Origin of the sequence: Vibrio sp. 10N.286.48.C11, from assembly GCF_041469805.1 — a bacterium.
Taxonomy (GTDB): domain Bacteria; phylum Pseudomonadota; class Gammaproteobacteria; order Enterobacterales; family Vibrionaceae; genus Vibrio; species Vibrio crassostreae_C.
On sequence record NZ_JBFRLK010000011.1, the window covers coordinates 38,188 to 53,196 of the forward strand.

Sequence of the window (15,009 nt, forward strand, 5' to 3'; positions counted from 1 at the left end):
ACTTGAATGTTTTGGATATAAATAGTTAGGGTCCGAAGACCCTAACTTGGGTTTTATTGCTTAGCTTTCGTGTAGGTAACAGCGCACAAAGTGGTTATCAGCGAGCTGCGTAACCCCTGGTAGCTGCTCTTTGCACTTATCCATTGCGTGAGTACATCTGCCTGCAAATGGGCAGCCTGCTGATACTGGTGTCCACAGAGGAATCTCACCTTTGTTGCCTGCAAGTTGCTCGTGGATCGACTTCTTAGGATCTGGAACGGCCGAAACAAGCAATTGGGTGTATGGGTGCTGAGGGTTAGCAATCACGTCATCGGTATCGCCCCATTCCACCATGTGTCCCACGTACATCACCGAAAGGTCTTCAGCGATGTAACGAGCGGTTGCGATATCGTGAGTGATGTAAAGCAGAGACATTTGCTTCTCGAACTTCATCTCTTCCATCAGGTTCAAAACACCGGCACGAATCGATACATCAAGCATTGAAGTTGGCTCATCGGCTAGTACAACTTCGGCACCTACCGCGATGTTGCGGGCTAGGTTGACACGTTGACGTTGGCCGCCAGACAGTTGGTGAGGGTACTTCTTCGCCGTCTCTTTTGGTGGGATCAGGCCCACTTGCTCTAAAAGATCGTAAACACGTTCTTCTAGCTCTTTCTTGTTGCCCGGAGATACTTTCTTGTGGATCAACAGTGGTCGAGCAATGTGGTGGAAGATATTGTGCGTTGGGTTCAATGAACCAAACGGGTCTTGCCATACCATCTGCACGCCTTCACGGTAGTGCATAAGATCTTTTCTGCTTGAGATCTCTTGGATATCACGACCTTTGTATTCGATCGTGCCGCCTGAAGGTGCGTACATTTTTGCGATCATTTTTGCGGTTGTTGATTTGCCTGAACCAGACTCACCAACCACTGCTAGGCCACGGCTTTTGTACATCTTGAATGACACGTCGTTAATCGCACGCATCATTGGGGTTTGAATGGTGGTACTGCTTATTGGGAAGTCTTTTACGACATTCTTGCCTTCTACCAATAATTGACCGAAATCTTTGCTCATAATTGTCTCCAGAATCCTTATTCGCTTTGCTTGTTTTTAGGCGGTCGAGCCGCCTTGTTCGTTATTCACGCAAGCTATAGCTTCCTTTGTACTATTGGGTCACCGTACAGGTGGCAGTTAGACAAATGTCCCGGGTCGATAGAACGCAGCTTGGTTGGCACCTTGGTACACTTTTCATGTACACGGTCACAACGAGCTTGGAAACGACACCCTTCAGGGATCTCTAACAGGTTCAGAGGGTTACCCGGAATACCTGCTAACTTTGTCTTTGGCCCTGTCAGTGGAGGGAAAGAATTTCCCAGCCCTTTGGTGTAAGGGTGGTAAGGGTTTTCTAGAATATCTTGAGAGTTAGCCACTTCGATTAGCTCACCTGAGTACATGATGCCGATGCGGTCAGAGAACTCGACCATCAATGACAAGTCATGGGTGATGAACAGAATTGAGAAGCCAAATTCTTCTTTTAGTGCATAGATCTTTTGTAGGATTTCGCGTTGCACAACCACATCAAGTGCGGTTGTCGGCTCATCCATAATGATCAGCTTTGGATTCAGTGCTAACGCGATAGCAATAACCAAGCGCTGACGCATGCCGCCAGAGAATTGGTGAGGATAGTCACTCAATCGGCTCGGGTGAATATCGACGATTTCAAGTAGACCTTCAGCACGCTGCTTAGCTTGCTCGCGAGTCATGTTGGTGTGACGCATGATTACGTCACAGAACTGCTCTTCCATCGGTAGTACTGGGTTGAGTGCGTTCATCGCGCTCTGGAATACCATCGACATCTCACTCCAACGGAACGACTGCATACGGTCATCACTGTATTCAAGGATGTTCTCACCGTTGAAGATAACCTCACCACCACTGATGTAAGCGGGCGGCTTATGAAGACGCATAAGAGAGAAAGCGACCGTTGATTTACCACAGCCAGATTCACCAGCTAGGCCGAAGACTTCACCTGGAGCGATGTCGAAACTTACGTTGTTACACGCACGAACATCGCCAGACTCTGTGATGTAATCCACGCATAAGTTGCGGATAGAAATTAGTGGTTCAGACATGATTATTTATCTCCGCTCCAAAGTGCATTTTGTGGTGGTAGTTCTGGTTCACGTTCTTCTTTGTCTTGAGCTGCTAGTTTCTTCCAACGCTTCATGCCTTTGTGAGAACGCAGTTGCGGGTTAGCAATTTCATCGACCGCGAAGTTAAGTAGAGCAAGGCCAGTTACAAGTAGTGTCAGTGCGATACAAGGAGCCAGCAGTTCCCACCAAGCGCCAATCAGCATTGATGAAGAGGTTTGAACGTTGTAAAGCATGATGCCCCAGCTGATTGTGTTCGGGTCACCAAGACCTAGGAACGAGATGGTTGCTTCCATCATGATTGCGTACATCACCGAACCGATGAAGCTTGCGCCAACGATAGAGATAAGGTTTGGCAGAATCTCTACGAAGATGATGCGGAATGAAGATTCACCCAAAACTTCAGCGGCTTTTACAAACTCTTTTTCACGCAGTGCTAAGGTTTGGGAGCGAACAACACGGGCACCCCAAGCCCAAGACATAAAGCCGATAACCAAGGTTATGGTGAGTGGCCCTGCCTCACCGATAAAGGCTGCTACTACGAACAGTAATGGGTATTGAGGGATTACCAGCATGATGTTCATTGCGGCTGTTAGAACGTCATCGACACGGCCACCGAAGTAACCTGCAGAAACACCAATAACAGTTGCGAGTAAACATACGGTTAGACCCGCACCAAAACCTACAGCAAGAGATACGCGTGCGCCGTATACCACTTGAGACCAAACGTCACGACCCATACGAGTTGTACCTAGTACGTGGTCTGCCTTTTTAGACATGATCAATGTACGACGGTCGTCTGCTAGATTTTGAGCAACCCAGCCATCAGGGTTAGTTTGTGCAGACTTCACCACGAAACCAGGATATTCGTGTGGGTTACCTGTACGCTTGTCTGGTACATGTTTGGTGATTAATGGAGCTGCAATCGCGCCAAGAATAAAAATACTTAGGATGATGACGCCTGTTAGGGCCATCGGGTTACGCCAAATGAGTTTTAAAAAGTCTTTCATGATTATTTACCACCCTTACGAAGACGAGGGTCAAGAACAACGTAAAGCATGTCTGCAACTAGGTTAAAGAACAGCATGAATAGCGTCATGATAAGCAGCTGACCTTGCAGTACTTGGTAGTCACGAGCGTTAATTGCGTTGAAAAGTACGCTGCCAAGACCTGGGTAGTTAAAGATGATTTCGATAATTAACTGACCGCCGATTGCCATACCTAGCGACATTGACAGGGCTGTCACACTAGGTAGCATCGCGTTACGAGCTGCGTAGTTGAATACCACTCGGTTTTCGCTCAGGCCTTTGCCTTTCGCCATGGTGATGTAGTCTTCGGCTAATAGGTTGATCATGTTGTTACGCATGTTTACTAGGAAGCCACCAATTTGAACAACAGAAGCACAGAACAGTGGTAAGAAGGCGTGGTAAGCGACATCTTTAATGAATGCCCAGCTTGTCCAATCAGGTATAGTACCAGCGGTGTAGGCATACCCTGTTGGGAACCACTTCAAGCCAATTGCAAAGGTAAATAGTGCAATCATCGCGATAACAACTTGAGGAACGGCTTGTAGAATCAGCATCCCTGGCGTTACGAAGGCATCGTACTTACTGCCGCGTTTCCACGCTGCGAAAATACCTAGGATTGAACCAATCGAGAAAGAAAGAATAACTGCGGTGCCGGCTAAGAAAAGCGACCAACCGAATGCTCCACCCAACAGTGTGTTTACAGAAAGTGGGTAGAATTGAATTGATGTACCAAGTTCCCAGCTAAGAATGTTCTTCATGTACGCCACGTATTGAACTAAGTAGCCACCATCAACGAAGCCTAATAGTTCTTTCATTGCAGCAATACGCTCTGGAGTAACTTGTACAGAAGCGTTCGCAAACATCATGGTAACTGGGTCACCAGGCATTGCTCTTGGAATAATAAAGTTTAACGTCGCAGCAACTAATAGCGCGACAAAATAAAATGACAAACGTCTTAAAAAATAACCCATAACTCACACCTTACTCACCCAGATTGTTTCCCTGTTTCTGGATTCAGGTCGCTCCTAGCGAAATTTGGAACGAAAAATCCCCTGACGACTAGCGCCATACTTTCAATTGAGAGTGTGGGGATTTTTATAAGCGGCGTAAGAGGTTACGCCGCAAGGATTGAACGATTACTTATTTAACTGGTTTTAGGTCCAGTACATGAAGTAGACGCTCTGGAATACCAGCCCAAATGTTTGGACGGCCTTTTGGATTTTCTTCGTTCCACCAACCAGTGAAGCGAGTTGTGTTGTATTGGTACATGTAAGCACCAGACATCACAGGGATTGTCACTTGGTCTGCAGCGATGATTTGCTGGATACCGTGTGCAATGTCTAGCTGCTCGTTCTTATCAGCTGTTTTGTAGAAGCTGTTTAGAAGACCATCTAGCTTGTCGTTTTTGTAGAAGTGCATTGCGAAACGAGGCATACCATCACCAGATTGTAGTGATGAGTTGTAAGCACTGTTCCAGTACGTGTATGGATCCGCACCGTGGAAGTAGTTTGTGTATGCTACGTCGTATGTACCTTCAAGCATTGCTTGGTTGTAAACAGAGAAGTCAGGTGTACGAGCTTTTGCTTTAATACCGATTTCGTTTAGCTGTTCTACCGCTAGTTGAACTGTGTTGTTGAAGTCAGTCCAGCCGTTTGGCGATTGAATCATTAGTTCGAAAGACTTGCCTGATGGAGTGTCAACAAAACCATCTTTGTTTACATCTTTGAAGCCAGCGTCAGCAAGAAGCTTCTTCGCGCCTTCAGCGTTGTAAGTGTTGAAGCCTTTGTACTTGTCATGAGTTTTTTCATCAGACCAAGCTTCAAACGCGTAGCCAAGACCCGATGCGAAATCGTTTACAGTACCGCCACCGTAGAATGCGATGTCGATGATAGTTTGACGGTCAAGAGCCATAGAGAAAGCACGACGGAAGTCAACGTTGCTCAATGCTTCATGCTTCGCAGCATCAGGGTGCTTGAAGTTAACGATGAATGCCTGTGTACCTGCTGGCGGGTACCAGTAGTGGTGTTTAGGGCTAGCTGCTGCGTATGTACGATCGATATCTGGAACGAAAGAAGACGTCCAGTCCATTTCACTGTTTACAACTTTACCTAGGAATTGGTCGTTGTTCGCAATTTGTGGAACACGTAGACAGTCAACATCTAGGTTGTCTGCATCCCAGTAGTTCGGGTTTGCACACTGGATGTATAGCTGCGCTGTAAACGTATCGATTTCTGTAAATGGACCAGAACCTACCGGGTTCTCATTGGTAAACGTTGATGGATCTTTAACGTCTTTCCAGATGTGCTTAGGTACTACAGGTACTTTAGCAATCTCGTAAGGTACGTTTGAGTTTGCTTCTGTTAGTGTGAACTTAACTTGGTTGTCGTTCAGTTTTTCTACAGAAGTTACCCAAGAGTTGATACCAGATTGGTCAAGCTCTGGCTTCTCTTTTACAAGGTTGAAAGAAAAAACAACATCATCAGCAGAGAAAGTTTCTCCGTCTGACCATTTAACACCCTTACGAATGTCGAAAACAACGCTCATCAGATCATCTGACATCTTGAAGTTTTCAGCTAGACGGAACACTGGAGTGTTACCGTGCATTTCGTTAAATACTACTAGCGGCTCATACATGAAGTCAGTTGTAGTATGTAGGTTAGTAGCACCAAGGTACGGGTTAAAGTTACGTACGAATGTAGTGTACTCTTTCGGGTGAACGGTCAGTTCACTGCGTTCTGCAGCGGTTGCTACTGATGCAAAACCTGTTGTAGCAGTTGCAATAATTGCTGTTGCTATTGCTGTTTTTTTTATATTGGCAAGCATAGCTGTTCCTTACTATTTGCTTTCATTTCACTAATGGATTGAATGTTATCTGTCGCTAAATTGTTTAGTAGATACACACTCTGGTTAAAGGCCTACCTCTTCTTCGTTGCTCCAGATTCATCGTTGATTCTGAGAAGTGGTAAGAGTGGCCTGTAGGCCTTTGGCAGGAGTAAGAAAACACCTTATCGATGAATTAATCAAACTCGTTTCCCGTCAAAAACGTTAAAAACACACAACCCCACGTCATTAACGTCAAAATAGGTTGCTTTGGTGGTTTTTCGTACGCAATTGTTAAAGTGATGTGACTCGCATTTGGTTTTGAGGTTCTTGCAGGTTGTAAGTGGCCACTAACTTTAAAGGCTTTTTATTATAATGCCTTACCCTACGTTGGTATAATTGTAGATCTCGGTCACTTGCCAGTTTTACGTTAAATTTCCCTAGAAAATTAAATCTGCCGTTCTGTTGTGACTCGCTTCTCAAACTGCAACAAAGAGTCAGATAACGGTCAGATATGATTGAGAATAGAACGAAAAGTACTGACGGTTACCAGCTCGCACTGTGAGTAATTAGCGTGAATTTCCCCTTGTTTAAAGGCGTAAAAAAAGTGCATTGCAAGCGTTGGGATTCTACTTTTTGTGATTATTAGGCGTACAAAAAAGCCCACGCTAGGTGGGCTCCATTATTCAAAGTATCGTGATGTTGGTTCAGGGTTTAACTGGTCAGTAGTTTCTGCAGTTTATCTCTTAGCATCTCAATGTGGGTTCTTTCTGGTGTCTGTTCTTTGCAGTGTTCCAGAATGAATTCGATTGAGCTCAGTACCGTTCGCCAGCGAGGCGTTTTCGGTAGGGTTTCTACGCGTAGGTATTTGTCTAGCGTTCGAGTTTGCAGCGTACTGCGGTCTAAGTAGACGCGCCACAAGCCACTCTTCTCGGCGAAAGCAAACTTGGTTTCACCAGTCACCGATTCCCAGTAGATGATGGCATTCGTCATCGCATCGACCAGTACCTCACGCATTAACTCTTGCTTGTTTTTACCTTCACCGGTTGCCTTGTCAGCAAGACGAGTAAATTCTCCGCCAAGCTCTTTCAGCTGCTGTAACTTATCTTTGTCGCCTTCAAAGGCATAACTAGAGAGAGCCTCAACCGCCGTTTCAAGGTTATTGATTCGGTTTGAGTTAACACCACCACCTACATTAAAGATATACATGGTGTCGAGCCCTGAGCCTTCAGGCAGCTTAAGGATGTCACTTGGTATGCGCTGACGTGTATCGTCTATATAGATATCAATATCACCGCAGTAGTGGGCTTGTTCTACCTTAAGGTATTTAGGTGCAATGATCTCGTCAGCCATTGAGCGTTTGAGTTGCTCCTGTCCGCGTCTGAATAGCTTCGCCGCGGCTTCGTTAGCAAAACGAATGCGTTGGTCATCGCGAATACAGATGATGGCTTCAGGTGCCGATTCTAGCTGCTCTAATAAGCGGCCTTGAGTTTCTAACAAGTTAGCTTCAACCATCGCTCTATGTTTGAGTTCGAGTTGCAGTTGATCGTTTTCAAGGCGTCTCTGTTCAGCTTTGCTTGCTGATAGATGTGCTGTAATTCGAGCCGCCAGTTCTTGTTTGTTGAACGGTTTAGACAAGTAGTCATTGGCACCCGCTTCGAAACCTCGAACACGGTCTTCTGCTTGGTTGAGTGCCGTTAGCATGATGATTGGCAACTGAGCATGATCGTATTGCTTTCTCAGTGCTTCACAAACCTGATAGCCGCTCATTCCTGGCATCATGATGTCGAGTAGAAGCAGCTCTGGCTTCTCTTTTTCAATCAGTTCAATGGTTTCAGGGCCATCACATGCAGTACGTACTCGATAACCTTCTAACTTCAAGAAGCTGTCTAATACTCGCAGGTTAACCGGCTCATCATCGGCGATAACCAATAACGGGCCATCTGGGTTTTCACTGATAACACTGTTTTCTTGTTGGCTGTTATCAATTAAATCAGGCGCTTGGAAGTGCGAGTAATGACCGGATTCGTTGTAACTGTCCAGCTCACCTTGAGTCGCTAGGGGCAGGGTAAAGCTAAACGTAGTGCCAAGCATTGGTTGGCTACTTACGTACAGTGAACCGCCCATTAGCTCGATCAACTGACGGCTGATCGATAGTCCAAGCCCTGCACCTTGGCGGTAGTTACTCGCATCTTGGCCTGCTTGAATCAATGGCTCAAAGATGTGCTCAAGGTACTCGGCCGGTATACCTTGGCCAGTATCGACAACTTGCACACGAATGTTGTCATCGATAACGCTGGCAGAGATAACAATTTTACCTTCTGAGGTGTACTTGATGGCATTGCCGACCAAGTTATACATCACTTGCTCAAGTCGTTGAGGATCCGATGAAACCAGACCTAAATCACTTGGGACTTGGTTAATAATACGGATTGGCTTATTGCCCAATAGGTGATGAGACAACTCTAGGACCAAGCTGGTGGCTGCCGACAAATCAACGGCTGATTTCTTAATATCTAAGCTGCCATAGCGCATCTTGTGATAATCAAGCAGATCATCAACCAAGGTCGCCAATCTCTGACCGCTATTGATGATGATATCCAACTGATATTTCTGATTAGCAGGAATAGGGCCGTTAGCTCCAGATATCAACGCTTCAGCGATACCCACCATGCCATGCAGTGGTGTTCTCAATTCATGTGAAGTAGTCGCTAAGAACTCATCTTTGAGTTTATTTGCCAGTTGTAACTCTTCGTTTTGCTTTTGAATGGTCTTAAGGTTGTCCTCAAGCTCATCGTTTTGGCTTTTGATGAGCTGCATTTTTTCACGAATAGATCGCTGCATTCTTTCGAAGCTCACCGCGAGTCGGCCTATCTCATCTTTGCGCTCGGTATTGATCATGGTTTCATCGAGATCACCCGCCGATACTTTTTCGGCAGCCCACGTCAGTTTAAGCAGTGGGGATGTGATGAAGTTAGACAGATAGTGCGATGCAACGACTACCAGAATGATCGCCGTTAGCATCACGATCACGAAGATCTTTTCTAACTGATGAATACGGGCAAACGCCTCTTTCTCTGGCAGCTCTACGACAAGAGCCCATGTTGCGTATTTCAGTTCAATTGGCGTATATGCCGCGATGATCGCTTGATCTAGGGTGTTGTCGAAGGTGCCAACCGCTGTTTCGCCAGCCAATGCTTTATCGACAACATCAAGGCTCAAGTTGATAGATTCTTGTGAATGAGCAAGGCTACGCGGCAGGTGATCATCACCTACAAGCAGCGTTTGAATATTCGAACTCTTGTTGAGATCCGCAATCAACTTAGTAATGCCGTTGATTGGTAGCCTAAACATCGCGTAACTGTGTAGGTAGCCTTGTTGAACGATAGGTGCGCCTAGCCATGCGGTCTGTTTGCCATTCTCGTCTTTAAAGTCAGAAACGATAACCGGCGTGTAATCTTCGTTAGATTTGCGTCGGTCGGTTACGTCTTTGGCTAGTCGTTGAAAGGTAATACCTAGGTTGGAGTCCTTGTATTTTCCTGTCAGCAGATTGGTGCCGTAATCGTCATTTTTAAAGACGGAATAAGCGACGTTACCGTTGATATCAACTAAGAGAATATCGTCAAAATCAGAGCGTTTAAGCAGTTCTAGGTAAGCATTATGGTAGCGCTTGTGGAGCAGGCGATAACGCTCGCTGCCAATAAAGCTGCTGGATTCAGGGAGGATCGACGTTTTGATTTGATCGCCAGAGCCTTGAATATAGCGCTGCTGTGCATTACTGCGTGCCTCGTCAATATCTAACCCCAATCGTTGAAATGCATTGATCAAACCATAAAATCGCCCGCCACTGGCATTGGCCAATTCTGAGCGAACAAAGCCCATCACTTGGGATTCTTGAGCTTGTAGGTAATCGACAATTTGCTGCTGCTTAGTATCACGAACCGAAACAAGGTGTGAGGTGCTTTGTTCCTGGAGATCCTGACTGTGCGATTGGAGGAAAAATATCGCGATAAGTGTCACAGGGGTAATACTGAGGACAAGAAATGCCAGCATTAGGGTATTTTGAAGGCGCTTAAACTTCTGCTTACGATAGAATCTAAACATAAATTGGGTACTACTTTCCTTTGATGTACTGCTAAAAGGGGCGAAAACAAGTACAGAGAATAGAATTAACGGGTTCCAATTTAACGAAATTAACGAGTTTTTTTACTTTGACAAGTAAGTGGTATTTAAAGCGTGTGCAAAAGCTCATTTTTATAGAGTTTTGACAAAAATATGAACAGACAGCGCAGATAATGACCCTGCGCTGTGCTAGAGAGGTTATTTGTTTGCGTGATAGATCGCGAATTTAGTGGTCTTATTTAGAGTCGCGCATTTTCCAAACGCTTGTTCAATAATTGGAATGTATTTTAAGAAACTATTCGCAACAATAATCATCTCACCAGAACGCTTCAAATGCTTAGGAGCCTGAGAAAGTAAGGTCTCAGTCGCGCTGTAGCTAGTGTCTAAACCTGAATGGAATGGTGGGTTACTGATGATGAACTGATAGTCTTCTGCAGTATCAGAATAGACATCGGATGCGAAGACTTTACCCGTTAAACCATTCGCTTCTAGCGTTGCTTGGCTTGATGCCACGGCAAATGCACTGATGTCGCACATTTCTAGCTCGATATCAGGATTACGAGATGCCATGACCGCGCCTAAGACGCCTGCACCACAACCAAAATCCAGTACCTTGCCTTTTAGTTTTGGCAGAGTATCCAACAGAAGTTGGCTACCGACATCGAATTGACCGTGACTGAAGACGCCAGGAAGGCTTTTTACCGTCAGAGGTTGTTCATCAATGTTAACCGTGTAGGTCTTAAACCAGTCTTGCAGGTTGAACGCTTGTGGTTGCTCGAAGCATTGACCCCAGTAGAAAGAGCAACGACGCGCTGAATCGTATTTAACAACTTTGCCGTAAGGAGCAAACATCTTCTCGATGCTTTTCACGCCTGAACGGTTTTCACCAACCACGACGATCTCGGTATCTTTACCTAGCTTGGCAAATAGCATCGCCAACAGAAATTCCGCTTCTGCTTTGGCTTTTGGCCAGTACAGCATCACTAAGTCGGCTTTGGTCTCTTCGGTAAACTCAGCCCCGTAAAAACGTTGGATGGTGTTGCAACCCTCCAGTTGACGGTAGTAGCTGTAATTAGAAGTAAACACAGAGACAGATTCACAATGCTTCGCTAACTCAACAGGGAACAAGTCTTCTGCCTCACCGGCAACTAAAACATGTTTGCCTTCAAAGTAGGCGAGTTGGCGTTGAGCAATCTGGCTTGGGGCAATATAAGCTGACATAGGACACTCTGTTGAATCGTTAGCAAAAAATGAGGGCGGATTTTCGCATAATCCGCCCAAAGCTTGAAGTGTTTAATACTCGTTCGCCAATCAAGTTGACGTCAAGTTCGTTAACTCTTGTCTTGCTGGTTTAAAAAGTCCTTAAACTCTTCATCGTAGATGTTGAATAGGACAATGGTAATCGCAAAAATCAATGGTCCGTAGATAAGACCAATTAGGCCAAACAGTTGAATACCACCCAATAGTGAGAAGAAGATCATCAGGGTATTCATGCCTGCACTGCCTTGCATTAGCAGCGGACGCAGAAGGTTATCAATTGAACCAACAATCGCTACACAGTAAACCGTTAGGAAAATCGCCCACGTGGTATCACCAGTTAGGAACAAGTAGGTTGCTGCTGGAATCCAGATTAATGCGGTACCCACAACTGGGATGAAAGAGGCAAAGCCCATCATAGTACCCCAGAATAGACCTGGGAAACCGGCAATCCACATACCTAAACCGCCGGCAAAACCTTGCGCGATTGCGGTTAAGAATGAGCCCATTACTGCTGATTTAGATACTTGTTCTATCTCTGTTAGAAGTTTGTCTTCTTGGCTACGAGACAGCGGCAGAATATGACGAACCACACTGATGATTTTGTCATGATCTCTTAATAAGAAGAACAAAACGAACAGCATCAAGAAGAAATCCATCAAGAAATTGGTTGCGTCACCTAAGATTTTGGCACTGATACCAACTAGCTTAGAACCAAAGCTGGTCGCAAACTCACCGACTTTTTGTGCGATGGCTTGGGGATCAATGTTGTCGAAAGGCAGGTAGTTATTCACAAATGACAGCGCTTTGACCACTAACGGGTGAGCAAACAGAGTCTGAATGCCACCGTGGGTCACCCATTGGTAAGTATTCTGAGAGAACAGAGAACCTTGCTGAACAATTGCTGCGAATACTGCCAATAAAGGGATAACAATAATGAAGGTCAGTATGATACAAGACAGCAAAGAGACGATGTTTTCTTTATTCGGGAGCTTTTTTTCAAGCCACTCATGGATTGGGAACATCAATAGTGAAATGATAAAGGCCATCACGATAGAGTTAACGTATGGCTCGATAAGCAAGTAACAAGCATAAGCCGCCGCGAGTAGGGCAATGATGATCACCCAGTGGCTGGAATTGATTTTGAGTTTTTCTGACACGGTAATGGTCTCTATATTTGCGTTCTGAGTTTATAATGGCTGCAAAACAGAGAGTTAGCAATGAGGAGTTTTGATAATGGGATGCTGTAATAAAGATAAGAAATGCCAAGACGAAGAACAGCAAACAAAAAAAGAGATCCCTTGGTTCAGAATGTTCCTTGGTACCTTGATGTTGTTGGTTTTTCTTTTCTGGGAACGTTAATCGCTTTTGGTTCAGCTTTAGCCTTAGTCGACGGCTAAATAAGCTGTCATATTTTTTGGCTGGTGAGCGCGATATATAAAAAGGGCTGCATTTAATGCAGCCCTAAATTCAATCGGTTAGCGACTTATAAAGTGCTTTCGATTATTTGCTTTCAGCAGCAATGATCGCAAGAGAGCGGTCAGCAGCTTCTAGTGTTGCATCAAGTTCTTTTGAACCATGAGCAAGAGAAGTAAAGCTTGCTTCGAATGCTGAAGGTGCAAGGTAAACACCGTGATCTAACATTAGGTGGAAGAAGCGCTTGAAGCGTTCTACATCACACTTAGTTACATCTTCGTAGCACGTCACAGTTTCTTGATCTGTGAAGAAGAAACCAAACATACCGCCAACTTGATGAACTAGCATCGGGATGCCGTGCTTGTCAGCAAGTTGCTTGAAGCCTTTTGCCAACTGCTTAGTTTTTGAAGCTAGACGCTTTTCGTTGCCTTCTTCTCGTAGAAGGTTCAAACATGCGTAGCCAGCAGCCATTGCAACAGGGTTACCTGAAAGCGTACCCGCTTGGTAAACAGGGCCAGTTGGTGCGATGTATTGCATCACGTCTTTACGACCACCGAAAGCACCGACAGGCATGCCGCCGCCAATCACTTTACCAAGACACGTTAGGTCTGGCTTGATGTTGTAGTAAGCCTGAGCACAACCTTCAGCAACGCGGAAACCTGTCATTACTTCATCAAAGATTAGCAATGCACCTTCTTGATCACAGATTTCACGTAGACCTTCGTGGAAGCCTTCTACAGGAGGGATACAGTTCATGTTACCCGCTACTGGCTCAACGATGATACAAGCGATCTCGCCTTTGTTTGCTGCGAAGATTTCACGTACTGAATCTAGATTGTTGAAGGTTGCTGTTAGCGTTAGTTTCGCAAAATCAGCCGGTACGCCTGGAGAGCTTGGTTGACCTAAAGTCAGTGCGCCAGAACCAGCTTTTACAAGTAGGCTGTCTGCGTGGCCGTGGTAGCAGCCTTCAAACTTAAGAATTTTGTCACGACCAGTGAAGCCACGAGCTAGACGAATCGCGCTCATTGTTGCTTCTGTACCTGAGCTCACCATACGTAGCTGTTCCATTGATGGAACCATCTCAGATACCAGTTCAGCCATTTTGATTTCAGTTTCGGTTGGAGCACCGAAGCTAAGGCCGCGTTGAGCTGCTGCAATAACTGCGTCACGAATAACCGCGTGGTTGTGACCAAGGATCATTGGACCCCAAGAGCCAACGTAATCGATATACGCTTTACCATCAGCATCAAAAATAAGTGGGCCATCAGCGCGTTCAACGAAGATTGGAGAACCACCTACGCCATTGAATGCACGAACTGGAGAGTTTACGCCACCAGGAATAGTTTGCTGTGCTTTTTCGTACAGCTCTGCTGATTTGGTCATTGATATATCCTCTTTTGACTGTCGGACCAATTGGCACGCATTGTACCTATCCCTAATCCAACTAGGAATGCTTTCGCCCAGATAATCACCCGAATCTGGTTGTTTTGTGTGGTTACACGTTTTAATTGTTAGATATTGGTGAGTTTACAGCAGTAAAAGGACCGATCCTGTGGTGAATACTTGAACGTTTCAGTCAGGTATTAGATAATCACCGGAATATAAGAAAATACTCAACAACTATGGTCTCGAATTAGATTTGTATCATGTTGTTTTTGACACAGGTAAGAGAGGTTGTCGTGAGCGAAGTAAATATCCCATTGTCTTTTTCTGATGCAGCAGCTACCCGCGTACAAACGCTAATTGCTGAAGAAGAAAACCCAGAACTAAAACTGCGTGTATACATTACAGGTGGTGGTTGTAGCGGTTTCCAATACGGCTTCACATTTGATGAAAAAGTAAATGATGGCGACACTACAATTGTAAACAGCGGTGTAACGCTGGTTGTTGATCCAATGAGCCTACAATACCTAATGGGCGGCATGGTTGATTACACTGAAGGCCTAGAAGGCGCACGCTTCTTTGTGAACAACCCGAACGCTACAACAACATGTGGTTGTGGCGCATCATTCAGCGTATAGCATGAGTTGAAAATAGCTTGAGCTCAAAGCTGTATTAGATACATTTCAAACGCCGAACTTATGTTCGGCGTTTTTGTTTTTACTTAGTAACTTATTACTTTTCAAAGCATTCCTCTCATTTTTAGTACACGGCATATTTTTTAAACTGTCGATAGCGTCCAACTTCGTTGAGGATTGGTCTGTTAAGGTTACCTTTGTGCATAAGGAAGTTGC

10 protein-coding genes are annotated in these 15,009 nt (G+C 45.1%); 1 reads left to right on the forward strand and 9 read right to left on the reverse strand.

Going from position 1 to position 15,009, the window contains the following annotated elements; all coding sequences use genetic code 11:
- Positions 1 to 60 precede the first annotated feature (60 nt).
- The 9 genes from AB4209_RS03635 to hemL form a co-directional block, all read right to left on the reverse strand.
- Positions 61 to 1,056 (reverse strand): ABC transporter ATP-binding protein, encoded by a 996-nt coding sequence (locus AB4209_RS03635; RefSeq protein ID WP_017059411.1) that lies wholly within the window; start codon positions 1,054 to 1,056, stop codon positions 61 to 63.
- A gap of 74 nt (positions 1,057 to 1,130) precedes the next feature.
- Positions 1,131 to 2,114, reverse strand: coding sequence for an ABC transporter ATP-binding protein (locus tag AB4209_RS03640; RefSeq protein ID WP_017059410.1), 984 nt, complete (start codon positions 2,112 to 2,114; stop codon positions 1,131 to 1,133).
- Between the two features lie 2 nt (positions 2,115 to 2,116).
- Positions 2,117 to 3,142: an ABC transporter permease gene (locus tag AB4209_RS03645; RefSeq protein WP_017056648.1), complete on the reverse strand. Its 1,026-nt coding sequence runs from the start codon at positions 3,140 to 3,142 to the stop codon at positions 2,117 to 2,119.
- A gap of 2 nt (positions 3,143 to 3,144) precedes the next feature.
- Positions 3,145 to 4,131, reverse strand: a complete 987-nt coding sequence (locus AB4209_RS03650; RefSeq protein WP_017059409.1) for an ABC transporter permease — start codon at positions 4,129 to 4,131, stop codon at positions 3,145 to 3,147.
- Between the two features lie 169 nt (positions 4,132 to 4,300).
- Positions 4,301 to 5,983: an ABC transporter substrate-binding protein gene (locus tag AB4209_RS03655; RefSeq protein WP_017056650.1), complete on the reverse strand. Its 1,683-nt coding sequence runs from the start codon at positions 5,981 to 5,983 to the stop codon at positions 4,301 to 4,303.
- A 711-nt stretch (positions 5,984 to 6,694) separates the two neighbouring features.
- Positions 6,695 to 10,084, reverse strand: a complete 3,390-nt coding sequence (locus tag AB4209_RS03660) for a response regulator (protein WP_017059408.1) — start codon at positions 10,082 to 10,084, stop codon at positions 6,695 to 6,697.
- A 216-nt stretch (positions 10,085 to 10,300) separates the two neighbouring features.
- Positions 10,301 to 11,323 carry a 16S rRNA (guanine(1207)-N(2))-methyltransferase RsmC gene (gene rsmC, locus AB4209_RS03665; protein WP_372054869.1) on the reverse strand — a complete coding sequence of 341 codons (1,023 nt, stop codon included), beginning with the start codon at positions 11,321 to 11,323 and terminating at the stop codon, positions 10,301 to 10,303.
- Positions 11,324 to 11,433: 110 nt separating this feature from the next.
- Positions 11,434 to 12,519, reverse strand: a complete 1,086-nt coding sequence (locus AB4209_RS03670) for an AI-2E family transporter (protein WP_017066800.1) — start codon at positions 12,517 to 12,519, stop codon at positions 11,434 to 11,436.
- A gap of 343 nt (positions 12,520 to 12,862) precedes the next feature.
- Positions 12,863 to 14,158 carry a glutamate-1-semialdehyde 2,1-aminomutase gene (hemL, locus tag AB4209_RS03675; RefSeq protein WP_010436060.1) on the reverse strand — a complete coding sequence of 432 codons (1,296 nt, stop codon included), beginning with the start codon at positions 14,156 to 14,158 and terminating at the stop codon, positions 12,863 to 12,865.
- 296 nt (positions 14,159 to 14,454) lie between these two features.
- Between hemL and erpA the strand changes: the two genes are divergently transcribed.
- Positions 14,455 to 14,796 (forward strand): iron-sulfur cluster insertion protein ErpA, encoded by a 342-nt coding sequence (erpA, locus tag AB4209_RS03680; RefSeq protein ID WP_004734539.1) that lies wholly within the window; start codon positions 14,455 to 14,457, stop codon positions 14,794 to 14,796.
- The last annotated feature ends 213 nt before the right edge of the window (positions 14,797 to 15,009 follow it).

Bases quoted from the DNA above. Each gene is read 5' to 3' on its own strand.
- AB4209_RS03635 (WP_017059411.1), bottom strand. From the start codon at position 1,056: ATGAGCAAAGATTTCGGTCAATTATTGGTAGAAGGCAAGAATGTCGTA.
- AB4209_RS03640 (WP_017059410.1), bottom strand. From the start codon at position 2,114: ATGTCTGAACCACTAATTTCTATCCGCAACTTATGCGTGGATTACATC.
- AB4209_RS03645 (WP_017056648.1), bottom strand. From the start codon at position 3,142: ATGAAAGACTTTTTAAAACTCATTTGGCGTAACCCGATGGCCCTAACA.
- AB4209_RS03650 (WP_017059409.1), bottom strand. From the start codon at position 4,131: ATGGGTTATTTTTTAAGACGTTTGTCATTTTATTTTGTCGCGCTATTA.
- AB4209_RS03655 (WP_017056650.1), bottom strand. From the start codon at position 5,983: ATGCTTGCCAATATAAAAAAAACAGCAATAGCAACAGCAATTATTGCA.
- AB4209_RS03660 (WP_017059408.1), bottom strand. From the start codon at position 10,084: ATGTTTAGATTCTATCGTAAGCAGAAGTTTAAGCGCCTTCAAAATACC.
- rsmC (WP_372054869.1), bottom strand. From the start codon at position 11,323: ATGTCAGCTTATATTGCCCCAAGCCAGATTGCTCAACGCCAACTCGCC.
- hemL (WP_010436060.1), bottom strand. From the start codon at position 14,158: ATGACCAAATCAGCAGAGCTGTACGAAAAAGCACAGCAAACTATTCCT.